General features: G+C 50.3%; 25 protein-coding genes. 8 read left to right on the top strand and 17 right to left on the bottom strand.

The window, feature by feature from the left end; translation table 11 throughout:
- Nucleotides 1-2: 2 nt before the first annotated feature.
- The 9 genes from M1D70_RS11910 to M1D70_RS11870 all read right to left on the bottom strand — a co-directional run bounded on the left by M1D70_RS11910 (nt 3) and on the right by M1D70_RS11870 (nt 5,546).
- The gene (locus tag M1D70_RS11910; RefSeq protein WP_009591363.1) at nt 3-608 is read right to left on the bottom strand and encodes a class I SAM-dependent methyltransferase; all 606 of its coding nucleotides are present in this window, start codon (nt 606-608) and stop codon (nt 3-5) included.
- Nucleotides 609-724: 116 nt separating this feature from the next.
- Nucleotides 725-1,507 carry a sulfite exporter TauE/SafE family protein gene (locus M1D70_RS11905; RefSeq protein WP_456289933.1) on the bottom strand — a complete coding sequence of 261 codons (783 nt, stop codon included), beginning with the start codon at nt 1,505-1,507 and terminating at the stop codon, nt 725-727.
- Nucleotides 1,508-1,676: 169 nt separating this feature from the next.
- Nucleotides 1,677-2,804, bottom strand: a complete 1,128-nt coding sequence (locus M1D70_RS11900) for an MBL fold metallo-hydrolase (RefSeq protein WP_456289932.1) — start codon at nt 2,802-2,804, stop codon at nt 1,677-1,679.
- A gap of 107 nt (nt 2,805-2,911) precedes the next feature.
- Nucleotides 2,912-3,499 (bottom strand): sulfurtransferase TusA family protein, encoded by a 588-nt coding sequence (locus M1D70_RS11895; RefSeq protein WP_009591359.1) that lies wholly within the window; start codon nt 3,497-3,499, stop codon nt 2,912-2,914.
- Between the two features lie 112 nt (nt 3,500-3,611).
- A complete protein-coding gene (locus M1D70_RS11890; protein WP_009591378.1) occupies nt 3,612-3,908 on the bottom strand; it encodes a rhodanese-like domain-containing protein in 297 nt (98 codons plus the stop codon).
- A gap of 35 nt (nt 3,909-3,943) precedes the next feature.
- Nucleotides 3,944-4,309, bottom strand: a complete 366-nt coding sequence (locus M1D70_RS11885; protein ID WP_456289931.1) for a rhodanese-like domain-containing protein — start codon at nt 4,307-4,309, stop codon at nt 3,944-3,946.
- 45 nt (nt 4,310-4,354) lie between these two features.
- Entirely contained in the window at nt 4,355-4,840 is a 486-nt protein-coding gene (locus M1D70_RS11880) for a DsrE/DsrF/DrsH-like family protein (protein ID WP_015734628.1), read from the bottom strand.
- 89 nt (nt 4,841-4,929) lie between these two features.
- Nucleotides 4,930-5,157: a sulfurtransferase TusA family protein gene (locus M1D70_RS11875; protein ID WP_036665542.1), complete on the bottom strand. Its 228-nt coding sequence runs from the start codon at nt 5,155-5,157 to the stop codon at nt 4,930-4,932.
- Nucleotides 5,158-5,285: 128 nt separating this feature from the next.
- Complete coding sequence (locus M1D70_RS11870) at nt 5,286-5,546, bottom strand: metal-sensitive transcriptional regulator (protein WP_009591350.1); 261 nt, start codon at nt 5,544-5,546, stop codon at nt 5,286-5,288.
- A 254-nt stretch (nt 5,547-5,800) separates the two neighbouring features.
- Here M1D70_RS11870 and M1D70_RS11865 point away from each other — a divergent pair, with 254 nt between their 5' ends.
- Complete coding sequence (locus M1D70_RS11865) at nt 5,801-7,453, top strand: CoA-disulfide reductase (protein ID WP_456289930.1); 1,653 nt, start codon at nt 5,801-5,803, stop codon at nt 7,451-7,453.
- Nucleotides 7,454-7,565: 112 nt separating this feature from the next.
- On the opposite strand, the gene M1D70_RS11860 is transcribed toward M1D70_RS11865, so the two are convergent.
- Complete coding sequence (locus M1D70_RS11860) at nt 7,566-8,951, bottom strand: MATE family efflux transporter (RefSeq protein WP_456289929.1); 1,386 nt, start codon at nt 8,949-8,951, stop codon at nt 7,566-7,568.
- A gap of 414 nt (nt 8,952-9,365) precedes the next feature.
- On the opposite strand from M1D70_RS11860, the gene M1D70_RS11855 reads away from it, so the two are divergent.
- Together M1D70_RS11855 and M1D70_RS11850 are read left to right on the top strand one after the other, a co-directional pair.
- On the top strand, nt 9,366-9,986 hold the full coding sequence (locus M1D70_RS11855; protein ID WP_456289928.1) for a DUF1796 family putative cysteine peptidase: 621 nt from the start codon (nt 9,366-9,368) through the stop codon (nt 9,984-9,986).
- A gap of 183 nt (nt 9,987-10,169) precedes the next feature.
- Nucleotides 10,170-10,982, top strand: a complete 813-nt coding sequence (locus M1D70_RS11850; RefSeq protein ID WP_456289926.1) for a hypothetical protein — start codon at nt 10,170-10,172, stop codon at nt 10,980-10,982.
- A gap of 118 nt (nt 10,983-11,100) precedes the next feature.
- Here M1D70_RS11850 and M1D70_RS11845 read toward each other — a convergent pair whose 3' ends face one another.
- Both M1D70_RS11845 and M1D70_RS11840 read right to left on the bottom strand, forming a co-directional pair.
- Nucleotides 11,101-11,691 carry a hypothetical protein gene (locus M1D70_RS11845; protein ID WP_456290415.1) on the bottom strand — a complete coding sequence of 197 codons (591 nt, stop codon included), beginning with the start codon at nt 11,689-11,691 and terminating at the stop codon, nt 11,101-11,103.
- Nucleotides 11,692-11,863: 172 nt separating this feature from the next.
- The gene (locus M1D70_RS11840) at nt 11,864-12,700 is read right to left on the bottom strand and encodes a helix-turn-helix transcriptional regulator (RefSeq protein ID WP_009591404.1); all 837 of its coding nucleotides are present in this window, start codon (nt 12,698-12,700) and stop codon (nt 11,864-11,866) included.
- Nucleotides 12,701-12,822: 122 nt separating this feature from the next.
- Here M1D70_RS11840 and M1D70_RS11835 point away from each other — a divergent pair, with 122 nt between their 5' ends.
- Both M1D70_RS11835 and M1D70_RS11830 read left to right on the top strand, forming a co-directional pair.
- Nucleotides 12,823-13,818 (top strand): Gfo/Idh/MocA family protein, encoded by a 996-nt coding sequence (locus M1D70_RS11835; RefSeq protein ID WP_456289925.1) that lies wholly within the window; start codon nt 12,823-12,825, stop codon nt 13,816-13,818.
- Between the two features lie 23 nt (nt 13,819-13,841).
- Nucleotides 13,842-14,783 carry an aldo/keto reductase gene (locus M1D70_RS11830; protein ID WP_456289924.1) on the top strand — a complete coding sequence of 314 codons (942 nt, stop codon included), beginning with the start codon at nt 13,842-13,844 and terminating at the stop codon, nt 14,781-14,783.
- Nucleotides 14,784-14,922: 139 nt separating this feature from the next.
- Here M1D70_RS11830 and M1D70_RS11825 read toward each other — a convergent pair whose 3' ends face one another.
- The 4 genes from M1D70_RS11825 to M1D70_RS11810 all read right to left on the bottom strand — a co-directional run bounded on the left by M1D70_RS11825 (nt 14,923) and on the right by M1D70_RS11810 (nt 17,348).
- Nucleotides 14,923-15,465: a DUF6022 family protein gene (locus M1D70_RS11825; RefSeq protein ID WP_456289923.1), complete on the bottom strand. Its 543-nt coding sequence runs from the start codon at nt 15,463-15,465 to the stop codon at nt 14,923-14,925.
- Between the two features lie 127 nt (nt 15,466-15,592).
- Nucleotides 15,593-16,177 carry a TetR/AcrR family transcriptional regulator gene (locus M1D70_RS11820; RefSeq protein ID WP_009591353.1) on the bottom strand — a complete coding sequence of 195 codons (585 nt, stop codon included), beginning with the start codon at nt 16,175-16,177 and terminating at the stop codon, nt 15,593-15,595.
- Nucleotides 16,178-16,448: 271 nt separating this feature from the next.
- Entirely contained in the window at nt 16,449-16,904 is a 456-nt protein-coding gene (locus M1D70_RS11815) for a VOC family protein (protein WP_456289922.1), read from the bottom strand.
- Between the two features lie 123 nt (nt 16,905-17,027).
- Nucleotides 17,028-17,348, bottom strand: a complete 321-nt coding sequence (locus M1D70_RS11810; protein ID WP_009591369.1) for a hypothetical protein — start codon at nt 17,346-17,348, stop codon at nt 17,028-17,030.
- Nucleotides 17,349-17,480: 132 nt separating this feature from the next.
- Between M1D70_RS11810 and M1D70_RS11805 the strand changes: the two genes are divergently transcribed.
- Both M1D70_RS11805 and M1D70_RS11800 read left to right on the top strand, forming a co-directional pair.
- The gene (locus M1D70_RS11805) at nt 17,481-17,762 is read left to right on the top strand and encodes a GNAT family N-acetyltransferase (RefSeq protein ID WP_009591380.1); all 282 of its coding nucleotides are present in this window, start codon (nt 17,481-17,483) and stop codon (nt 17,760-17,762) included.
- 216 nt (nt 17,763-17,978) lie between these two features.
- Entirely contained in the window at nt 17,979-20,993 is a 3,015-nt protein-coding gene (locus M1D70_RS11800; RefSeq protein ID WP_456289921.1) for a PAS domain S-box protein, read from the top strand.
- Nucleotides 20,994-21,105: 112 nt separating this feature from the next.
- Here the strand turns inward: M1D70_RS11800 and pepF are convergent, their stop codons facing one another.
- On the bottom strand, nt 21,106-22,905 hold the full coding sequence (gene pepF, locus M1D70_RS11795) for an oligoendopeptidase F (RefSeq protein WP_456289920.1): 1,800 nt from the start codon (nt 22,903-22,905) through the stop codon (nt 21,106-21,108).
- Between the two features lie 553 nt (nt 22,906-23,458).
- Here pepF and M1D70_RS11790 point away from each other — a divergent pair.
- Entirely contained in the window at nt 23,459-25,420 is a 1,962-nt protein-coding gene (locus tag M1D70_RS11790; RefSeq protein ID WP_456289919.1) for an endonuclease MutS2, read from the top strand.
- The last annotated feature ends 12 nt before the right edge of the window (nt 25,421-25,432 follow it).

Raw genomic sequence — 25,432 nt, 5'->3', positions numbered from 1 at the left:
TTTCATTTGATGGACGGCTTTTGCCCCGCAAACTGAATGACATGGGACAAGCCCTGGTGCCCCTGTCCTTCCTGCCGAACGACCTCACCCATGAAAAAATGGACAATTCGCCAATCCGCAAAAGCTTCGAGGAAATCCCCGGGCGCGTATAAATACTGAGGATCTTGCGGTCCCCCGCTTCGATAAGGAATCTGGTACGGGGAATACACTTCGGTGAGAAAATATCCTCCCGGCTTCACCGCGGTTTTCACGCCTTCCAGCGTCCTTGTTCTCAATTCCTTGGGAAAATGTCCGAATGCGCAAATGATCTCATCCCATTGCTCCTTCGTCCACTGCGCTTCCCCAAGGTCCACAAGCTCGGTGCGAATCTCAACGCCGCTGGCTTCGGCCAGCTTATTGGCTTTGTTCAGGCCGGACTCCGCATAATCCCACACGGTTACGTTCATGCCTTCGCGAGCCAGAAACACCGCATTTCGTCCTTCGCCCTCCGCGATCGCAAGCGCATTACCCGTTAATGCCAACCTCTTATGCATGTCGGCTATAAATACATTGGGCTCGGTTCCGAAGACATAGTCTTCGCCCTGAAACCGTTCATTCCATGGATTCATATTATTGGATCCCCCCTATTGATCATCAGTTACTTGGATAACATTGGGCATATCACCATATTACCATGCCTGTTTCATCCTCTGCAGCATCACGTCTTCCTTAAACGATAGAACCATCATAGAATGTCCAGCCAAATTTTGATAGCCGTTGCCAGGATCAAAACGGCCAAAATGATCTGCAGAATCTTTGTGTTCATTTTCTTGCCCGCGGCCGCACCGAGTGGAGAGGCGATCAAGCTGGCAACAACCATAATAAGGGCCGGAATATAATCCACTTGCCCCGTCGTCAGCTTGCCAACCGTCGAACCGATGGATGAGATGAAGGTAATCGCAAGCGAGGTGGCAATGGTCATCCGCGTTGGTATTTTCAATACAACCAGCATGATCGGAACGAGCAGGAATGCTCCGGCCGCTCCGACGATGCCGGCACCGATTCCGACCACAAGAGCCAGCGCAGCAGCCAGCCATTTATTGAACTTGACCTGATCCAGGGGAATATCGTCCACCCCTTTGTTTGGGATGAACATCATCACGGCCGCAATCAGCGCCAATATGCCATAGATGAGATTGATGCCGCCTTCGCTCATCATTTTGGAGCCGAAACCGCCGATGAAGCTGCCGAGCAATATGGCCGAACCCATATAGATAATGAGTGTTTTGTTCAGATATCCGCCCTTGCGGTATGCCCACACGCCCCCGATCGTGGCAAAGAATACCTGTACGGCGCTTATGCCCGATACTTCATGCGCGGTGAAAGCCGCAAGGCCGAATAACGGCGGGATATACAGCAGCATCGGGTATTTGATGATCGAGCCGCCAATGCCAACCATTCCTGATATATATGAGCCAATGAATCCGATTAAAAATATCGTTATGATGAAGGATATACTTAGTTCCATCGTGCTGCCCCCTTATTTCTCTTTAGAAAAGGGAACCTGTCCGGTTCCCTTGGATCTCTTTATATCTTGTTTCATCCGTTTATATCGATGGCCGATCTTGTTATCGACCCTTGCCATGACTCTTAATCATGAATTATCCTGGCTCTTCATCCGATTGTCATGGTCCAAATTAACGTACGGCACAGCGGTTCGGCCCAATCTCCATCTCACGCTGCCGCTCGGTGTCAGGGTTCATTATCCCCATGTTGGTTTGACGGATTTCCTGATAGCTGTTAGGCTGCGGCGGCAAATTCTGCGTTACCAATGTTCGGAATTCCGTCTCGTCTATGATGTTGAGGCCATGGTTTTCCCGGTACAGCTCTCCCAATTTCTTCGCGACCGTCCCGTCCTCGTTCAATTCGTCCATGATCATGAAATGCGCCGGCAGTACGGTGAGATCATCCGATAGACGGGTGTAGCGGGCATAGAGCGTCTCCCGCAAATCGCCGACCCAATCGTCTGCCAGTCCCGCCAGATCCGGACGGCCGATGGAATCGATAAACAGAATATCGCCTGTCAGCAGGTATTGATCATCAATGACAAACGAAGTGGACCCGATGGTATGGCCCGGAGAATGGAGCGCATCGATGCGGATGGTGCTCCCGCCAATCGCCACTTGATCGCCGTTCTTCAATGGCTCGTATTTAAACACGACCTCGCCGGCATCCTCTGGCGGAAGCCAGTATACGGCTCCTGTCTGCTCAGCAATCATTCGACCGCCGGAAATATGGTCTGCATGGAGATGGGTATCAAACACGTGCTTGATTTGGGCATTCACGCTTTCGGCAAATTCAAGATATACCTCCGTCATGCGGGTAGCGTCAAACAATGCCGCTTCGCCGTTCGATACCGCCATATAAGACAAACAGCCTTTGCCGATACGAACAAACTGATAAAGCGCGCCGCCATCCGCCAAGCTGCCGATCTTCAGCGGGACAAGATGTTCGCTCCAGGCTTTCATTCCGCCTTTCAAATACGCCACATGCCGGCCATGCCCGGCCAGCATCTCGGCCACCATGACCGACGAGCCTTCCTTGGCGCATACAACCAGCACTTCTTGATCCATCGGGATTTGATCCAATATTTCTTCCACGCCGTCAATCAAATCAAAATAAGGGATATTCAAATGCCGAACTCCTTCGCCCTCAATCTTCCAATCTTCAAAATCCGAAGGGTTCCGCACGTCCAATAGAAACAGGCTCTCTTTGCGAATCACCTTCATGGCCACTTCTTGCGCTTGCATTTCTCTTACTGTCATGTTGCTCTTCCTCCTCATAAATTCAGTCATCGGATCTGAAAAGTTGCATTCCTTCCGGCTGCCCATTGTAAATACGAAGTGCTAAGCATGCTTATTGGACAGCCATCCTAAGCATCTGCGCCATCCTTCAAGCCAAAAGTTTCTCCACGCCAGCCGCTCATGCCCGGCACCACGTTTATAATGCCTGCATAGCCGTTAGCTGAAAGCTTTTGCGCAGCGAGGTCACTCCTTGTCCCGGTACGGCAGATGACATAGATTTCATCCTCTTTATTCAGCTCCACCATGCGTTCATCCAGTTCGCCAAGCGGAATCGATACGGCATTGCGAATATGACTGAAAGCAAACTCCGCCGCCTCTCTCACATCCAAGACGATGATTGGCGCTCCAGACGCAAGTTTCTCCTCCAGCTGATCATTAGACGCTACATGTGGATAGCTTCGTTCTGCCGTTTCTTCCCCTGACGATTTGCGAAGGTAGTGCTTCAGCACATTCGCCTCTTCAATCGTTCCGAGATATTGATGGCCCGTGCTTTCCGCCCATGCCTGTATGTCGGCCTTGGAACCTTTGTCGGTTGCCTCTACCTCCAGAACATGACCGGCTTCCAGATCCTTCATCGCTTTTTTCGTGCGGACGATGGGCATCGGGCATGCCAGCCCCTTAGCGTCCAGCTTCATGTTCGATTCAATTGCTGCCATATCACATACAACCTCCATTACTATTTTAGTTAGATTTCTCATACCCTTAGGGGTATATTTCATTTCAAAAAAAAGGGTGACTAACACACCCATTCTTTTCACATCGACACGATTACTCTGTTTCGCCCTCCCATGCGAGCATGCCGCCCGTCATATTGATGACTTGATAGCCTTGGCCTTCCAAATATTCAGCTGCACGGCCGCTGCGTCCGCCGGAACGGCATACCATGACATATTCTTTCGACCGATCAAGATCCTGCTTGCGGAATTCAATCAAACCTAGGGGAATGTTGACGGCGCCCGGAATTTTCCCTTCCTCGACTTCTTCCGCTTCTCGCACATCAATGATATTCACGGCTGTCCCGTCACTCAACATCCGCTCTAGATCTTTTGGAGAAATTTCTCTCATAATTGATCAGCACTCCTTTACTTTTACTTTTAAGTTTACGACCAGGCGTTCATGCCGCCCTTCACATTCGTCACCTTCACAAAGCCTGATTTCTTTAATGTTTTGCTCGCTTTGTTGCTTCGCATACCGCTTTGGCAGATCAATACCACTTCCCTCTCTTTGGAGAGCGACTCGCTGCTCGACAATAGCTGATCCAGCGGAATATTGCGGAAACCCCGAATGTGATTTCCCTTGAATTCTCCCGGCGTCCGGACATCGATGAACTGCTTGTTCGCATTGGCATCCTTAATCTCATGTTTTAGCTGTGCCGCGGTAATCTGCCTGACTCCTTTGGCCGGGAAAATTCTCCAAACGACAAACAGAATGATAAGTGCAATGAACAATACATTGAGAATATCCATTTTTATTCCCTCTCTTTATAACTGCAACCTTCGCCGCATTTTTCCTTAAATGAACAAGTTAACATTGCCATCCTGAGCGTCGCCCAAATACGCCGCAACGCCCGCATACTCAATACCGTCAAGCAGTTCTTCTTGCTGCAGCCCAAGCAGATCCATCGTCATCGTGCATGCAACCAGCTTCACGTCCTGCTCCTGCGCCATCTCAATCAATTGCGGAAGCGGAACGGCGTTGTGTTTCTTGATTACGTCCTTGATCATTTTGGGACCCATCCCGGCAAAATTCATTTTTGAAAGTCCCATGTGGTTGGATCCGCGCGGCATCATTTTTCCGAACATCTTCTCGATGAAGCTTTTTTTCTTGGGAAGCAGGACATCCTCATCCTTCCGCAATGCGTTAAGCCCCCAGAAGGTGTGGAATATCGTCACCTCATGGTCGTATGCGGCCGCACCGTTGGCGATAATATAGGCAGCCATCGCTTTGTCATAATCGCCGCTGAATAATACGATCGTTGTCTTTTTTGTTTCTGTCACGTCATGATCTCCCCCTGTAATGCGTTTATGAATAAATCCAACACAATGCCGCTCAAATACCCTGATGGGTATTATAATTTTCAAAAAAATTATCCCTTCCTAATCCAAAACTTCAGCACGCCACCATCCTCTTGATGTTCCAGCATCTCGTTGCCCGTCGATTTGGCCCAAGCCGTTAAATCGCTCTTCGCGCCTTGATCCGTTGCATGAATCTCAAGCACTTGACCTTGTTCCATTTCTTTCATCTGTTTCTTTGTTTTCACGATCGGCATGGGACAGGCCAAGCCTTTAACGTCCAATAGTTTATCCGCGTTCATCATGATTCCTCCTTAAAATGAATGAGTATATGGTTTGAACATATACCCATAGGGGTATATTAAACGATGTCGAAGGTCCTGTCAATCTTATTGGTGGATCCTAATATTGAAATGAGGGACACTTCCTATTATCTGCTCTTAACAAGCAGATTCACCGCTTCAACCACAAGCTTCTCCGTATCCTGCCCGGTCTCTGCGGCCTGCTGCACGCATTCCACAAGATTTGAGCTGACGACAACGCCGATCGTCCGATCGATCGCCGTCCGCGTCGCAGACAGCTGGGTAATCACTTCCTTGCAATCCTGGTTCTCCTCCATCATTTTCAGAATGCCGCGCAATTGACCTTCGATGCGTTTCACTCGATTCTTCATTTGATCATTGTAATCCATCCCGATTCCCTCCTGTACGTGCACTATTTTTAGGAAGCATGATTTAAATCATATAGGCATGTCCTTAATATATACCCCCGTGGGTATATTGTCAAGTTTCGGCTGCCGCAGCTTCATCGAGATGAGTCTAACTTGCCGCTTAACAGACATGTCTGATATTTGTCACACCTTTTTATGCTGCTCTATGCTATGATACCCCATAGGGTATATATTAATCCATACGTAATTTACACCAACTCAGGGAGGAATATTCGATGGGCCAAAAAATCGTCATTGTCGGCGGTGTAGCAGGCGGTGCCTCGGCAGCTGCCAGACTGCGGAGATTGGATGAGAGCTCTACCATTGTTTTAGTGGAACGCGGGGAATATATTTCGTTTGCCAACTGCGGTCTGCCCTATTATATAGGAGAAACTATAACTGACCGCAATAAGCTTATGGTGCAGACCGTACCCGGTCTTAGCCGCCGCTACGATCTGGATATTCGGAATCTCAGCGAAGTTACGTCCATTCTGCGTGATAAAAAAATGGTTGCGATTAAAAACCTTGCTACCGGCGAAACCTACACCGAGAGCTATGATTATCTGATCCTGTCACCCGGCGCGAAGCCCGTGGTGCCGGATATTCCCGGCTTGTCCGATGCTCGTAACGTATTCACGTTGCGGAATATCCCGGACACGGACCGAATCAAGCAGTACGTGGATGATGTCCAGCCGAAGGAAGCCATAATTGTCGGGGGAGGATTCATCGGGCTGGAAATGGCCGAAAATTTGGCGGATCGCGGCGTTCAGGTGACCGTCATCGAAATGGCCAACCAGGTGATGGCTCCGCTGGATTACGAAATGGCCGCGATCATTCAGTCGCACCTTAAAGACAAAGGAGTCCGTCTGATTCTTGAGGATGGCGTAGAAGCGTTTCATGACGGCGGCCAACAAATCGAGCTTTCCAGCGGCAAACGAATATCAACCGAGATGACGTTGCTTTCGATAGGCGTTCGGCCAGAGAGCACGCTGGCGTCAGCTGCCGGACTTCCCGTCAATGATCGCGGCGGGATTCAAGTTAACGAATATATGCAGACCGCGGACCCGAGCATTTATGCCATCGGCGATGCGATTGAGGTAAAGGATTATGTCCTTCAAAGCCAGGCCTTTATCCCGCTCGCCGGTCCTGCCAATCGGCAGGGGCGCTTGGTAGCGGATCACATCTATGGTAAAAGTAATTATTACAAAGGCACGCTCGGTTCGTCAATTGCAAAGGTCTTTGATCTAACGGTTGCTGCGACAGGTGTTTACGAAAAGCGCCTGAAGCAGATGAACCTACCTTATCAAGCCATCCATATTCACCCTTCGTCGCATGCCGGGTACTACCCCGGGGCGTATCCAATCTCCTTGAAGCTGTTATTCCATCCGGAAACAGGTCAAATCTATGGGGCGCAAGCGGTTGGAGCAGATGGCGTGGACAAGCGAATCGATGTCATTGCTACGGCAATCAAGGGAAACCTCAATGTATGGGACTTGACGGAGCTGGAGCTTTCCTATGCGCCCCCTTATTCCTCCGCCAAAGACCCGGTTAACTATGCCGGATATGTTGCCGCCAACATCTTGGATGGCTTGGTTGACACGGTCCAATGGCATGAAATCGACGATCTGGTTGGAAAAGGTGCAACCCTGATCGACGTCCGCGAACCTAAGGAGAGGGAGTCAGGATATATCCAGGGTTCCATCAACATTCCGCTTAACGATCTGCGCAGCCGACTGAAGGAACTGCCGGAGAATGAAACGCTGTACGTGACTTGCCAGGTTGGACTGCGCGGATACTTGGCGGCGCGTATTTTGACAGAGCACGGTTTCCGGGTAAAGAATCTGGACGGCGGCTGGAAAACGTACTCGTCCGCGTATAAACCGTCCTAATCGGTCCCAACTGAAAATGCCTTGAATCGATGGACACAACGATTGCCATTCAGAACAGCATGCAAAAAAGCCCCGCCAAAACGGGGCTTTTCTTCTTAAAATTAAATAATGGCTAAATCAGTTTATGCGCATACCATTTCTTTCCTCGGAAGCGCCATAGGAAGACGGCTCCCCTTACGCCCCATTCGCAGTTCATGGCCAGCCATACGCCGAGAATGCCCCAGCCCAGAACGATTCCCATAATATAACCGAGAATCACCCGGAACAGCCACATGGTCAGCATCGAGGTGATCGACGTAAACCGCGAGTCGCCTGCCGCACGCAAGGCCGATGGCAGGATAAAGCTAATCGACCACAGCGGCACCTGCACAAGCGTGTTGATCAACAGCACCACGAACAGATCGTTCACGATTTCCGGCGGCGGATTGAACAGTCCCACCAACGGCCGGTAGAGCGGCATCAATATCAGTCCCATCAGGGCCAGCGAGAACGCGCCCAGCCAGAGAAAAGATTTGATGAACTTGCGGGCATCGGCAATATCTCCGCGGCCGATGCATTGACCAACAACGGTCACGATCGTTAAGGACAACGCGCTAGCCGGAATTTGGAAGACGGCCGCAAGCGATGACCCGATTGCGTTTGTTGCAATGGCATACGTGCCCAGGCTGACGATAAACACTTGGGTTAACAGCTTTCCTCCGTTAAAGAACATCTGCTCGGCCGCGAACGGAAGCCCGATAAACATAATTTTGCGCAGCATCGATATCGGAAAATGAAACAGGTCCCGCAGGCGGATATGCAGCGTCGCGTCTACTTTAAACAGATAATATAGCGCGCAGGCCGCCCCGGCAAAACGGGCGATGTTGATGGCCAGCGTCATGCCGATAACGCCCATATTCAGCAGCGTGATGAACACGATGTTCAGCAGAACGTAGAGCAGGTTCATGATCAGCGACAACGCCAGTGAGGCGCGGGTCTTGCCAATACCCCTCAGCGCGCCGCAGACCGCCTGCACAATCGCAATCCCGAGAAAGGAAGTGCTGCTTCCGATCAGATAAATCCGCGCACTCTCCAGCACTTCTGGCGACGCTGAGCCGAACAGGAGAGTCAGCACCGGCTGGTGAAGCCCGATGATCAGGAGCGCGATCGCTAAAGCCATCATCGCCACCGAAGTTACCGTGGCGGCGGATGCCCGGGATACCATCATCGCGTTGCCGCTTCCTTTATACTGCGCCACTACGACGGTACCCCCGGTTGCAACCGCCACAAACACATTAATCAAGAAGATGTTCAAGGAGTCCACCATGTTCACGGCGCTGACCGCCGATACGCCGGACGAGCTGATCATGGCGGTATTGACCAGGTTCAAACCGATAATAAACGCCTGGTCGATCAAAATCGGGAAAAATAAAGCGAAGATCTGCCGGTAGTCCATCGACTCTCCGGATAAATGATTGCTGAGCAAACCGTTCATTCGGGTTCGTAATCGAACCAACATCTGTCATCACATTCTTTTCGTTGTAATATAAAAGAAAAAACTCTTCATGCGAAGAGCTTCAGGCTTACGGTATTTAAAAATGGCTGCCGTAACCGTCGCTTGGGAGAGCTCACTCCCTCACCAAGGGGACCGATACGGATGAATTCATTTGATCCCGGATAAACCCCGTCTTTGATTGGAGGATATCACCAGACCCGGGTTCTGTCAACGAATGCTAGGCACAGGAAATGACCGTAAACCGCTGATAAACGGAGCTTCATGCGAGCTTGCAGGTGATAACCCTTTATGTTCCGCTCCTCGGCTAACATCAATGCTGATTCGGCGGTCCCCGAGCCTTTCCTTGGTCACAACTCCATACCAACACTATCAAGCTGCATATGATATCCAATGATAGATAGGAGGAGGTCTGGTAGCATGACAACCCCAATGGAGTTCGATGCCGTGTTCAGCCTGGGGCACAACTGCCAGGTTGCCGCTCAGCTTAGAAGAAACAACCTGCGACGTTCGGCAGGTCCATGGGACTGGTTCAACTTCGCTTCAACCCGTGAATTTTGCAAAATCATCCATCAACAATTCAGCGAATTCATGCTCCGGGAAAACCTGGACATCTACGGCAAATCCGTCAACTGTTATTATGTACGCGACAAACGATCCTCTTGTTTATCCTTCCACGACTTCCGGAACGACCCGATGGAGCAGCCGCTATATGACTACCCTGCTTTCCGCAAACGGCTGGATCGAAGAATCGAGCGTTTTAACCGCTGCTTGAATTCGGATCGGAAGACGCTTCTCGTGCGCATCATCCCGCATAAAAAGGATGCCGAAACGATAGAGCAGGTTATTCGCGAAACATACGCCAACCCAAACGTAACGCTGTTATTTGTCCTGATTGGCGACCATGAACAAATCGTAAATCTTCCCTCGTTCTCGGATCGGGTGCTCATCAAGCAAATCCCGAAGGGGGCGACCTGGGAAGGAAATTCGGATGCGTGGAAGACCCTCCTTGGTGGGTTTTCGCTCACGACAGGGGAATAAACGTTTGACAAAATCAGATTTTTCCCGTATATTTACAAAAAGAAAGTCAAAAACCCTTACGAAGGAAGCACCCGTAAGTCTGGCGTTTATTACGCCTTTCTAACGGGTGCTTTTTGTCGTTGGGGGAGGTTCCCCAGCATGATCTTTTGGGCTGGAATGATAATGAGAGAAGGAGCGATTATGATGTTTAGAAGATTATGGTTCTCAGTCCTTGCCATGGTACTGCTGCTCACCCTTACCCCCATTCCTTTCGCGAATGCTGCAGCCATTGAGTTCACCGATTCGGTTCAAGCTCAATTGAATGCCACGGCAGACCGGGCAGGCGGAACCGTTCGTTCGAAACTGAAGAAGCAGTACGATGATTTTAAGTCGGAACGGAAACAGGCCATGGATTGGGACGATCGAATTTCTACCCTTCGTTATGCGAATGAAGCCAAAGCTTCGGAAACTCGCAAACGAATCAGCGAAATCGACAAGGACAAAATCCGCAGGCTGGAGGATCAGCTCCAAGCAGCCAAATCCAAATACCAGCCGCTGTTTGATACCTATTCCGCGCTCAATAAACAAATCGCCGCAGCCAAAAAACTGAAGGACAAATCGCTATCCAAAATGCTGCAGTCGCAGGCCGGCGGCATGAAGCTCCTGGTTGCCTTGGGACGTGAGGATATTCGAAACAAGCAGGCGGCGCTTACGGCGGCCAAGAAAGAGAGAACCTCCAAAGCAGCTAAAATCCGTTCCATCCTGTCCGAGATCGATCCGTACAAAAGCAAGATCAAAGGCGATAAAAGCGCTATTACTACGCCCAATAAACTAATGACAACCGAATGGAAAAATTTCAAAGCCGCCGTAAAGGCCAATGAATCCGCCAGAACCAGCGATACCCTGTCCAGGCTTCTGACGCTCTCAGGGCAGATCCTGACCAAAAAGAAAAGCATCTTTTCTTACGAACAAAAAATCGAGTCCGTCATCGCGCGCGCTAATGCACAATTAAGGTAACGTTTTACCGAGTCCATCCTAGATATAGAGACATTTCGGCAATGCGATGATATAAGAACCCCCTTCCACAATGGGTAGAAGGGGGTGATGTTTTAAATAAAGATTCGCATTTTATAACTCATCGAGCAACCGTTTGGAGAGGGTATTGGCATCCGGCTAATCTGGATTGATCGAGCAGTGGATAATCATATAACATCCCTTCATAGATAACCTCAAACGCCGGATGCTGAAAGAAATCATTCGGCGTTACTGCCGAGGAAGGCCGATCCCATAAATGGATTCTGCTTTGCTTCATCGCTTCCGCGACGAATTGCGAACAGAAATAGGATCGTTCCCTCGTAATATCGAGTCTCATCAGCACGCCGAACATACCGATGAGATTATAGCCATAGGCTTCCTCTTCATCCTGGTAATGCCGGATCACGCGTCTTGCCGCGTCATATTGCTGAGGGGTGACTTCGAGACGAAGCAGAGCGCAGCGCGTGCCGGGGAAGTGGCGAAAAGTTCCTTCATACACATCCTCCTCCACGAATCCTCCGACCCAAGGATTGTTGGCGCACTTTCGTCCGAAACTGAACACTTCATTCAAGTTCTCGTCGAGCGCCAGCGAGGCATGATTATAAGGCGCGGCAGTGATTCGTTTGATCAATTTCGTAAACATCGTTCCCGTATCAGTCAGTAGAACATATATATTTTTGTTATCGGACATTTGGCTTTCCCCCACATACATTGATGAACTATTCATAGAATCCGGATTTCGTCAAATCCTTCGTTAACTTCATTGTAGTTGAGGCAAGCCGTTTCCATAACCGACTATAGGTGTGATTAGGACCTGGACCTAAGTCGAGTTCTTACCTGACCTGATGACGTAATCCATATAACTATACCCCATACAAGCGACGATAGGAAGATGGCGTCATGCCTTCGTGCTCCATAAATCGCTTGTTAAAGTAACTGACGCTCGGGTAACCCGCTTCCACTGCAATTTGTCCGATCGTTTTATCTTTATGATCGAGCAGCCATTGCTTAGCCATCTGAAGACGGCAGCGCGTCACAAAATCCATCGGCGTCATCTCCATGACGTTGCGGAATAATTTACAAAAATAGTACGTGGAAACGCCTAACCTAGCCGCCCACTCTTCCAAAATAAACGGCTGTGCAGCTTCCTGCTGCATGATGGGCAGCAGCTCGTGAATCCGGTTCGCCGAATTGTTGGATTTATTATCCGATAAAGAGGAAGCCTGTTCAACGAATACGGCTAACAAGGAATACGTCAAGGTGGACAATTGCGCAGGCTTCAGCATGCGATGGGTTTCCGCCTCAATCAAGAGCGCTTCATGCGCTTCCTCAAAGACCGCCGGCTGCCGAATGCTCCAAAGCTGGCTTTTATGAAATCCGCGCTCGATGAAATAATTCTGCAGGCCGCTTCCATAAAAATGGAACCAGCGGACATCCCAAGGATCGTCCTCGCTGCTGTAATAATGCTGAGCTTGCATGGGAAAATACAGCACGGCTTCCCCTGGGCCGAGCGTATGAACGACATTGTCGATTTCAACATGCCCTTTTCCGGAAGCAACATAGTGAATATTGAAATTGTTTAAAGAACCGGCTGCCCGTGTCACCGTGTGATCCGGCTCATCCCGGTAGATCCCTACCGATTCCGGCAGACAGAAGAACGGCATTTGCGGAAGGGTCAGCAGATGGCTTTGTCGTTTCATCTCCATCCTCCTATAATGACAATATTGTTGTATTACACTACAAAATAATATTATATCAATTTTATTTCCTGTCTTTTATAATCGCAATATAATCTTAATAAGTTGTATAGGAGCTGATGAACATGACTCAAAAACTTCGTTGGGGGATACTTGGATGCGCCAGCATTGCCAAACGTTCGGTCATACCCGGTCTGCAGCAATCCCGTTTCAATGAAGTCGTTGCCATCGCCAGCCGCGACCAGGCAAAAGCAGAGCAAACCGCCGAGGAACTGAAGATTCCGACGGCATACGGCAGTTATGAGTCCTTGCTTGAGGATTCTTCCATAGATGCGGTCTATATCCCGCTTCCTAACCATCTACATAAAGAGTGGAGCATCCGTGCAGCGGAAGCCGGCAAACATATACTGTGCGAAAAACCGCTGGCGCTGACGGAAGCAGAAGCGGCCGAGATGGCTGACGCGGCTGCGACAGCAGGCGTGATTCTCGCCGAAGCCTTTATGTACCGCTATCATCCGCGATACGAAGTACTGAAGGAAATGATCGACTCCGGAGCCATTGGGGAAATTCGGGGCATTCGCAGCGCGTTTACTTTTAACAGCTCGGCCAATCATGGAAACGTCCGGTTTCGCAAAGATTGGGGCGGCGGTTCGATTTATGATGTCGGCTGTTATCCGATCAATGCCGCGCGCATTCTGCTGGATAAAGAACCGGAAGCGGTTACCGTTCAAGCCTTCTTCTCGCCTGAGCATGATCATGTCGACATGATGGCCTCCGGCTTGATCGAATTTGATGGCAACGTTGCCCTGACCTTTGATTGCGGCATGTGGGCGGCTTATCGGAACCCACTTGAAATTGTTGGCACGGATGGCCTGATTGAAGTCCCATACGCCTACAGCCTGCCTGAGAACGGAGCAAACTTCTTCTTAACGACCGGCGATGGACGCAAAGAAATCGAGGTTCCTCATGCAAACGCATACAGCGAACAAGGTGACCGGATAGCGGAAGCCATTATGTACGACAAGCCTCTCCGCTACTCGACGGAGGATGCGGTTCGCAACATGAGAGTCATCGATGCCTGCCTGCAATCTGCCCACGAACGTACGAGAATCGTGCTGTAAATTCACTTAAGGAGGAGATGAACATGAAATATATATCAATCAAGGGATTAAACAAACCCGTCTCTGCGCTCATGAAAGGAACGGACTATTTCTATCATGATTCGTACGAGAAAGCTGCCGCCAATATGGATGCTTACCTTGCGATCGGCGGCAATTCCGTTGATACCGCTCATATATACTGTGGCGGTCAGAGCGAAGAAGTCATCGGCAGGTACATGCAGGAAAGGGGGAACCGGGATCAGCTCGTTATTCTGACAAAGGGGGCTCATCATGACCAAAACGGCCCTCGAGTCAGCAAAAAAGACATCAAAAACGACATCACGACAAGCTTCGAAAGACTCCAGACGGATTTCATCGATCTGTACGCATTGCATCGTGACGACCCTGAGGTTCCGGCGGGGGAAGTCATCGAGGCTCTGAACGAATATATTGCGGACGGCAGTGTAGGCGCCATCGGGGTATCCAATTGGACCTGGGAACGCATTCGGGATGCCAATGCCTATGCCGACGCAAACGGCTTGGTCGGCTTTTCCTTCAGCAGCCCGAACCTCAGCCTGGCCAAGCCGAACGAACCTTTCTGGAAAGGCTGCGTCTCAGCCGATGCGGAGACGATGGCTTGGCATGAAGCCGAGCAGTTTCCGCTGCTCTCCTGGTCTTCCCAAGCGCGAGGATTCTTCACCGGGCGATTCACGCCGGAAATTCGGGACAACGCGGATCTTGTGCGGGTATTTTACAGCGATGCGAATTGGGAGCGGTTAGAGCGCGCCAAACAGCTGGCCGCTTCGAAGAATGTGACAGCCATACAGATCGCGCTCGCTTACGTACTGAACCAGCCCTTCCCTACCTGCGCGCTGATCGGCGCGCAATCGGCCGAGGAATTGAAATCCTGCGACGAGGGTTCGAACATCCAGCTGACTAAGGAAGAATTAGACTGGTTAGACCTGACGATTGATCAACGATCTTGATTCCTAATGATAAAGACGCCTTGAGCCAGGATAACGTCATCCGGCTCAAGGCGTCTTCTATTTTCAATTAACGTCATCAACTCAGGCATGGAGGCCCACTCTGTAATCAGGTGTATGAATCCGCGGTGCCGGGTTCCGCCTACTCCTTCAAACTCCGCAGATAGTGTTCATATTCTGCCGTAAATTCGAGCGCCTCCCTAAAGTCCGGCGACTTCAGGGAAAGGACCGCAACGACGTCTTCCTTGCCTGTCTCATGCAAGGCTAGAATACGCGGCTGCCTTGGGACGCGAAACTGGGTATGGTCGTGATATACGATCGTGACGATGGTACCTAGCGGCTTTTCCTCCGGCGACAAAACGGTGCTCCACATCCAGCGCTGCTGGTCGGTTCCTTCCTCGCTTCCCCATTCCCTTGAAATGTCGAAGTCGCCCGGGAATTTCGGTGCGGGACGTATTCCCATTTCCTTGAGCTGCCTGTGTACCGGCAAGAATAACAGGTTTAAATACGTCCCGTACGCCATATCCCCACCCTCGTTGTATGCTCTTAGCAGTTTTTCACGGTTATCGGTAAGCACCTTTTCCCAGTTCTGTTCAATATGTTCGGAAATATAGCCTCCGATGGCTTCGATCGGGTTGTCCTGCTGTGCTTCCAAAAATGCTTGCAGCGGTTTCAATGGATTCATATTAACCCCTTTCCATTTCATGGATTTTTGGATGTACCTCTCCAGCTTACAACATTCATGCAAATTGTAAGATTTGCTGGATATCCGGCCCATATTAGGGGCGAACCTTCTCATATGCTTTAAACCCTTAAACCCTGAATCCCTGCAGCATGCCGGCAATCACATGCATGGTTTCCTCGATGCCTTTATCCGTTTCCGGCATTTGTGCCACCCACAGCGAGCATTCGTTTAAGGCTCCGGACAGGGCATGCGTCAAGGCATCCACCGGAGCGGCCTTCATCATTCCCTGATGCTGCATCGAGGCCAACTGTTCCCTCAGGTGACTCATCGAATTCTGCTCGTCCATCTCGCGCCATGACTCCCAGCCTGCGACACTCGGGCCGTCAACAAGCATAATGCGCTTATTCTGCGGTTCGACCACGGTCGCAATAAAGGCCCGACATCCAAACAGCAGCTGATCCCAAGGATCCACGTAACGGTCGGCTTCTGCCTCCACGCGCTCCCCAATTTCCGTCTGCACTAATTCGAGCACGGCGAGAAACAGCCCTTGTTTATTCTTAAAATGATGATACAGCGCTCCGCGGGTAACATTAGCTTCGTCGGCAATCTCTTCTAAAGCCGCATGGGCATAGCCTTTTTCCGTAAATTGTGCCCTGGCCACCTTTAGCAGCAGCTGTATGGTTTCGTTCGCTTCGCTTTTGGTTCTTCTCATAATTGCGTTATTCTCTCCTATGCATCATTCGGATGCCCTTCTCAAGGACGACGGCCAGCACTTACTGGTCTTACACCCTTCACCGTGGGACTTAGCGAATGCTGACGGATCCATGGTCCGTATAATCAAATGATCCCGGATGTAAAAGTCAGCGGCTTGCGGCTTTTAATAAATGCCCCCAAGGAAGCTCCGGTACATGCGGCTTACCTCGATCTGACAGAATATTCGCAAGCACTCTTACCGAAGTAATCCTTCTGCGCGGAGGATGTACTCATTCGCCAGTGCCGTCATCCTTCGTGGACCACACCTCTTCATTATACTGCTCCATAAAGGCTTGGGAAGGTGGAATGATTTTAATCATATCGATCAGCACCCCATTCGGGTCACTGATAATAAAATGCCGCTGGCCGAATTCTTCATCACGAATGTCCAGATGAAGCGGCAGCTTTTCATGGTTGACCAGCCTTTCGTACTCGGCATCCACATCCTCCACCTCAAAATTGAGAATCAACCCCTGTACACGCTGCTGATAGGCAGGGGGAACCGTCGGGTGATCCTTGGACAGGATCGCCAGCTCGTAAGCGATGGGTCCCTCGATTTCTTTCTTCAAGCTTACATACCAATCCGCTTCAAAAACAACCTCAAAACCAAACAATCGTTTGTAAAAGTCTGCGCTTTCGGCAATCTGTTCTGTCATGATGACGGGATAAAACCCTTGAAGTTTCATATGGAAAACATCTCCTTGTATATGGAATGATCCCAATTTAACATACATACAGTATGTATGTAAACATCATTTTTAAAATTTTCCATAAAAAAAAGAACCTGCGGACCGCAGGTTCTTCGTTTGCTACCACAACAAGCTGACAGCCAATAAATTGAACAATGCTAAAGGCAATATGACGTTAGGATTGGGCCCGTATGGCACAAATGGAGGGTATCCCGGGAAGAAACCTCTGTTGCCTTGTTCTACAAGAATGTACACATTCTTTGCATCGACATTGATGACGATACCTTCAATGGCTTCATCATCCATCGTATGCACTCTTACCTTGCGATTCACCACGTTTTTCATGGCCGAATGGGCGCTTTCTCTATGTTTCTTCATGGAATGCACCAACTGGTGATCGCATTGAAACAGCATTTGCGGTTGAGTTGAATATTGGTTCATGTTGCTCCTCCTTCATTCTCTTCTACCCGCATTGTATGCAATTGCCCTCTCAAGGGTGTTCGCCTATCCGGAATCCGTTTAATGCACCGCCGATACGGGTATAGTACAACCAGATGAAGGAGGTTAAACATCATGGACAAACGAAATATACAAGCGGGCCCAAGCAGCTTTTATATGGAGGACAACGGTAAAAAGGTAGCCGAAATTTCCTACTCCCCGCAAGGAAACGGAGTGATCAGCATCGATCATACCTATATTTCTCCAGGGCTTCGGGGTCAAGGCATTGCCGATGAGCTCGTTCGAAAAGTGATCGGATACGCCAGGGAAGAAAACTTGAAAATCATCCCCGCTTGCTCCTATGCCGGGCATTATTTTGATAAAAACCTCGATGATCGCGTACTGCTGCACAAGTAAATATGCTGCGAAAACAACAATGGCAAACATGCATTCAAAAATGAAGCATCTGTTAGCTTGAACTTGGCCAGCCATAAGAATGCTTCCCTTATCGGTTGGCTTTCGCGCGCCCGAATTTCCAGTCAATATTTTACTTTGGTATTTTCTATTGCGATAGAGGGATCCAATCCTCTATGATCAAATGGTATAGCTTAGCTTAGGGAGGCAATTATTAACATGATGCAAACAGCGGAGAATTGGGTCTGGGAACAGATGTTTGACAAATTGCCTTTTGGGGCGATCCTGATTTCTGCGGTTGACGAGCCTGTTGCGATGGTGAACGACCGATTCTGCGAAATAACAGAAACCAAGCGTTCTGACCTGCTTCGACTCAAACCTTCCGAAATTCAAGTTCTATCCAACCTATCTATTCAACAGACTTTAGAATCATTCATATATGACCCAACGTCCACTCTCTCAAGAGATTCTTATTTTATCCGCCAAGACGGGCGCCAAATGCATGTCACCGTGAGGATCTCCCTGCTGGAGCCCCCCGCCCAAGACAGGACACCGTGGATCATGTGCTGCCTGGAACCCGGAACCGTGCAGGAGGGGTCGACTTTGCCGGCGATCATCAAGAATGAAGAGCTGCTGGCACTGATTTCGAAAAGCGGACAAGACCTTATATCCATCAGCAGCGCGGACGGCATTATCGAATACATCTCACCTTCTGCCACCGACATACTGGGGTACACCCAAGAGGAGATGATTGGCCAACACCGCGGTAAATACTACCATCAAGTCGATTCCGAGCAAATGAAGGAACCAGGCAAACTATTTTCGGAGAAAGATAGTTTCGTTCGACGCATTCGCCATAAGGAAGGACATTATTTATGGTTTGAAACGTCGTTTCAGCTCATTCGGGGAGCTCAAGGTGAAATTGACAAGGTACTGGCCATAGGACGAAACATAACCAAACGAAAAACGGATGAGGATACGCTGGCCCACGCGCAGCGGATTGCCAAGATCGGTTCCTGGCGCTGGGACTTGATCACGCATACGCTTACCTACAGCGATGAAATGAGGCGAATTTACGGGTATCAGATCAATGCCATCGAACCGAATCATGACACGCTGATGTCCCTGGTCATTCCGGAGGATCGCGAACGGCTGGAACAGGTTGTGCGCACAGCCATACAGGGTAAAGCAGACGAAATCATATACCGGATCCAGCTTAAAGACGGACAAACCCGGACCATCAGGGCCCAGTGGGAGGTCTCCGTTACGAACGAAGGAAGACCCATGGAGATGGTCGGCATGGCACAGGATATTACCGAACAGGTGATGATCGAGCAGCAGTCGCTGGAGAATGAGAATAAGTACAAGCTCATCACCGAAAATTCGCTCGATTTCATTTCGCGAAGCACCATCGACTGCTTTACGTTTCTTTACTGCTCGCCTTCCTGCTACGCCCTGCTCGGGTATCGCCCCGAAGAGATGGTCGGCACCAGTTCTTTTGACTACGTATACGCTGAGGATATTGCGCCGCTACAGGACTATTTAGAGAATTGCCTGGAAGGCAAAATGCTCACGCCGATCACCTTCCGCTATATACATAAGGATGGCAGGCACATCTGGTTTGAGGTCAATTGCAAGTACATCAGCACGCAGGACGGACAGAAAAATGAAATTATTTCGATTGCCCGCGACATCTCCGAACGAAAATTAATGGAATTTAAGCTGAAGGAAAGCGAGCAGCGCTACCGCTCCCTGTTCGAGTACAATCCATCCGCCGTATACTCCATGAATTTGGACGGTGATTATATAACGGCCAACCAGAATCTGCAGGATCTGACGGGATATACGTTAGGCGAGCTCATCGGGATGTATTTCGGTCCGATTGTGGCGGAAAAAGACATGGCTCGCACGCTGTTTCATTTTAATCAGGCAAAGGAAGGCATACCTCAAAGCTATGATCTGACCATCATTCATAAGGATGGACGTCCCATCGAAATCAATACCATCAACATTCCGATTTTCGTGGAAGACGAAGTCGTCGGCGTTTATGGCATTACCCGGGACATCACCGAACGCATTCGGACGATGGAAGAGATCAAGAAGCTCAGCCGGGAGCTCACCCTGTTGCTGAATACGGTATCGGAGGGCATCATCGGTCTGGACATTCACGGGCAAGTCGCTTTCATCAATCCAGCCGGGGCAGCCATGCTGGATTACGAACCGACAACGACCATTGGACGGCCGTGCGACCAGATCATCAAAGAAATTCGCCATGACGGCACTTTCTATCGGGGGGAAGATTCTCCTCTCGTTCGGGCAGTCAAACAAGGCGTACCGCTGTCCAGAGCCGAAATCGTACTCTGGCGAGGAGACGGTTCGAGCTTTTTGGCCGATTATCAGGTCAATCCGATTTGGGATCAAGGAGAGCGCAAAGGCGCCGTCATGGTATTCCGCGATATTACGGACGAGAAAGAGATCATCCGCGCCAAGGAGAACGCCGAACGGGCGGATCAAGCAAAGACGGAGTTTCTCACCATGATGAGCCACGAGCTCCGGACGCCGATGAACGGCATTATCGGGATGATCGAGCTGTTAAGCACGACAGAGCTCGACGAGGACCAACAGAATTATATCCATATTCTCATGGAGAGCAGCGGCTCGCTGCTGCACATCCTGAACGAGATTCTCGATTTCAGTAAAATCGAGACCGGCAATATGACCCTTAATCATGAACCGATTGATTTGCGCTCCTTGCTCGAAGTCGTCGTTGATTTATTCTCGGCCAAGGCCAAGGAAAAAGGATTGTCCTTATCGTTCAACATCAACAGCGCCAATGTCCCCGACGTGATTATCGGCGATGCCCTGCGGCTGCGGCAGGTGCTTGTGAATCTCATCAGCAATGCCATCAAGTTCACGCATGAGGGCAGCATAACGATGAGCGTGGAAGGACTTCGCAGGACGGGCACCCAGGAGTTCACGCTTGCTTTTCAAGTAGAGGATACGGGAATCGGCATAGCGCCTGAGCTCCAGCATCAGCTGTTCACCTCCTTCTCGCAGCTGCATCCATCCTTGAACCGTAAATATGGCGGTACCGGACTAGGGCTTGCGATCAGTAAAAAGCTGGTTGAGCTGATGGGCGGCGTCATTGGCGTCGAGAGCCGTGAAAATGCCGGTTCTTCCTTCTATTTTACGATTCCGACCCATACGCTGCAGGATGATCACACGGACCAGTGACATTCGGTCACTTTTCGTTCTCAATCTATCAACGTCAAAAAAGGTGATCCACAGCTTCTTATGCTGTGGACCACCTTTTTTCTCGTTTTCGCACCGAGTGATCGGTTTCGTTCTATTGGTACAGGGACTCCAGTTCGTCTACCAGCCTGCCTACATAAGCCACCGCTTTGGAGATCGGCTCCGACGTGGACATATCGACGCCCGCCATGGCCATCAATTCCAGCGGGCTCTTGCTGCCGCCGGCCTTAAGCACCTCAAGCCAGCGGTCCACGGCCGGTTGTCCCTCCTCGCGGATCAGCTGCGCCGCAGCCGTTGAAGCGGTCAAGCCTGCCGCATAGGTGTAAGGGTAAAGTCCCATATAATAATGCGGCTGCCGCATCCAGGTAAGCTTCGCGCCTTCGTCCAGTTCAACGGCGTCTCCCCAGAAATCGGAAAGCACTGCGCCTTTCAGCTCGGACAGCTTGTCTGCCGTAATCGGTTCATCGGCCATCGCATGGCGGTACACCCTTCTCTGCATTTCCGCTTCCAGAAGGTGCGTCACGTAATTGTGGTAATAGGTGCTCAGCAGCTGGAGAATGATCCAGCGCCGCATCCGCTTATCCTCGGATTGACTCAGCAAGTGATCCGCCAAGAGAAGCTCGTTCATCGTTGACGGCGCTTCGATAAAATACATGGACGGACGGGCATTGGTGATGCGCTGATAGCGTGCTGCGAGCATCAAATGGCCCGCATGCCCTACCTCGTGTGCTAACGTGAAGGCATTGCGCATATTGTCCGCCCATGCCATCAGGATATAGGAATGCACTCCGTAAACCGAGGAACAGAACGCTCCGGTAGATTTGCCGATATTATCGGCATAGTCCACCCAGCGCTTGGAGAACGCGGATTCAACGATCTCGCCGTATTCGGGACCAAGAACCGACAAGGCGCTGGAAATGGTGGCACAAGCCTCTTCATAGGTTACGCTAGGATTGAAATCTGGATCCATCGGCGCTTTCAAATCGCAAAATAGCATCTGATCCAGACCAAGCTCGCGTTTCTTCAGCTTCATCAGCCTGCGCATATGCGGAGCAAGCTCCTTCAGAATCGTATCGTGGATATGATTGTACATATCCATTGTCACTTGCTGGGGCTTGAGCAGCATGTCCGTAACGGAGTCATACCCGCGAAGCCGGGACAGCACCACCTGTTTCTTCACTTCCGTGGCATACGCCTCGGCAAAAGTGTGACGCGACCCCTGCAGCGACTTCGTAAAAGACGCATAGGCTTCGCGCCGCAGCTCCGTATCCTCGGACATTTCGTAGGAATTCTCGTACAGACGGAACGAGACCGGCTTGGTTTCATCATTCACTTGAATGTCATCAAAGGTCATATCCGACAGCTTGCTGCGCAAATAGATGCGGTAAGGGGAACCGAGCACCTCGCCCAGCGATGCAAGCACGCTCTCCGTCTCAGGACTCAAGCGGTGAGGCTTGGACTCCAGCAGCAGCGTCAAGCTTCGGGCATAAGGCGCCAGCCCTTCTTCCTTCGTTATGTAATGCTCGATGGTTCCGTCCTGGAGATCCAGCAGCTCCGATTCAATAAAAGTTAAGGAGGACTGGATGCGGGACAACACATCGCCCGTTTTGGCCGAATTCGCCAGGTTGGACGGATTGGTTCCGTCTTCCGACTGACGCAGTCTGGCATATGCCCCGACTCGGCCGATGCTCTCCATCAACGCTTCCTGTTCATTCAAGCATTCGAGAAGTACAGATGCACCATCGCCTAGCCTGCCCTTAAAACGCGTCAATCGAGCAGCTTGCGATTCAAGCGCTTTGAGACCCATTTCAAATTCTTCTTGCGAGACAAACAAATCATCCAGATTCCAGGTAGCCTCGATTGGAACCTCACTTCGTGTCAGCAATTTCCCCATGGATACAGCTCCTCTCATGTCATAAGCGATCACTGGCTGCTGCACGGCTTAAGGATTAGCAGCAGCGTCACCCTTCCATCTTATCACAGTTTTTTACGGGAAACGCATCCTCATTTAAGCCTTGACTTCCGACCGTGTTTATGGATATAGTTAACCCATACTCTTATCTAAAGGAGAGATTTTGATGTCGGTGGTCGTTCTTAACTAACCCAATTTCATATGGATCGAAATGTAAAATTCTGGGCATTCCCTGTTTAGGGATATGTTTATTTTTGATGGATTCTCATTTCGTCCGTTGAATTAGTTAAGAACTGCGGATATCAATTGAAGCCCCTTTAGGGTTTATTCCGATATGATATGGTCATCCGTGCTGAGTTCAGCACGGATTTTTTGGGTCCCCCCTCTTTACTCAGCGGGGTATTTGGAACTGTCCCACGCCATATCCATCGGAATAACGGTCTTTGGGCGGAAAGCGAACCTGAGTAGTTCGCTTTCCGCCCTTTTTTGCGTTGTAGTACCTTCCACCATTTTAGTCTAAAGGAGAATGTAACCCATGAAGACATTGGCATTAAACAAATTAGAATATGAGAAAATACGCACCGAACTCGAACGCTTTGCCGTATCCTATCTGGGCATTGCGCACATTCAGAAGATGGCCCCCCTCACCCAGATGAAGGCCATCCGTAATAAGCTCAATGAAACGGAGGAAGCCAAAACCCTGCTGCAAAGCGGGGCTAGCGTGCCTATTCCCTCACTGGAAGGCGTTGAGTTGATCCTGGATTTGCTTGGCACCGGATATGTCCTGTCCGAGCGTGATTTCGGCCATTTGGTCCAGTATCTCAGAAGCTGCCGTCAGCTCATTCAATATATGGCCGCCAAGAGCAGCATTGCTCCGACGATCAGTTCCTACGCCTCTTCCATGCATGAACTGCGCCCGCTCCTGTCCGAAATCGAACGCAGCATTCATGCCGGCCGCGTTGTGGATGGCGCCAGCAAAGATCTGGCGAAAATCCGCAAAAAAATTATCGTAACCGAGGAACGGATCAAGCGTAAGCTCGACAGCCTGATGAGCCGTTACAAAGGGATCATGCAAGAGCACGTCGTCAGCAAACGCGGGGGACGTTACGTGCTGCCTATCAAGAAGGAGCACCGAAAAGCCGTAAGTGGCTCGATTCTGGATGAATCGGCCAGCGGGCAGACGGTATTCATCGAACCAGCCGATATGCAGGGGCTTCAGATGGAACTGAACCACCTGCAAGCCGATGAGGTCCGGGAAGAAACCAAAGTGCTGAGCGATTTGACGGCACTCGTCGAGCAGTATCAATACGAACTGAGAACCAACGCCGATACCGTCGGAATCTACGACTACATCATAGCCAGGGGCAAATACGCGATTTCCATCGGAGGGCGGAATGTGGATCTGAACCAGGAGGGATTCATCCATCTGAAATCCGCGGTTCACCCTTTAATCGGCTCCTCCATGGTACCGCTGGACTTCACCATCGGGAAACGATATAAAACCTTAATCATAACGGGTCCAAATACAGGAGGCAAAACTTCAGCACTGAAGACGGTTGGGCTGATCACCATTATGGTTCAGTCCGGTTTGCTGGTTCCCGTAGCGGAGGGCAGCCATTGCGCCGTCTTCGACGAGGTGTCCGTCGATATCGGAGACGGGCAGAGTTTGGAGCATGCCCTGAGCACATTCTCGGCGCATATCCGCAACATCCGCGACATTTTGCAGACGGCTGGCCGGTCCACGCTGGTATTGCTCGATGAAATGGCTTCCGGAACGGACCCGGGTGAAGGCGTCGGGTTGTCCATCGCCATTCTGGAAGAGCTGTTTCAACGTCAAGCAACGGTCGTGGTCACTACCCACTTTACCGAAATCAAAAATTTTGCCGATCGCACGGCAGGCTTTGAGAATGCCCGCATGGAATTTGATGCCGACACCCTCGAGCCGCTCTATCGCCTGCGGATTGGTGAAGCCGGTCACAGTTATGCTTTTGTCATTGCTGCAAAGCTGGGGATTCCGGAAGCGATCATAGCCAGATCTCGGGAAATCACGGAGGAGGGGACGACAAGAAGTATTGCGGCCTACAGTCATGAGGATAGCTCGGACACCGAAGAACGGGCCGCTGAACCAACCCCGGGTGAATACGATTCCTACCCTATCGAGGGTCCGGATCAACCCTTAAACGACAAGAACAAAGAAGACGAAGCCCCCGCCTCTTCCCTTTATCAGCTTGGAGATCGGGTCTATGTGCCATATTTGAAACGAAGCGGCACCGTTTATGAAACCATGGACGCTAGAGGGCATATCGGTGTCATGATTCAACAGGAGCGATTGAAAATCAACCATAAACGGTTAAAGCCCTACATTGCGGCTAAGGATCTCTACCCGGAGGATTATGATCTGGATATCGTCTTTGAAAGCAAAGAGAACCGGAAGAAGCGCAATTTGATGAAGCGCAAGCATGTTGAGGGATTGCAAATAGAAACGAAGCCCGAGTAGCGATGCCTGACT

The sequence above is a fragment of the Paenibacillus sp. AK002 genome (assembly GCF_053903045.1).
This window is presented reverse-complemented; position numbering and strand designations above follow the sequence as displayed.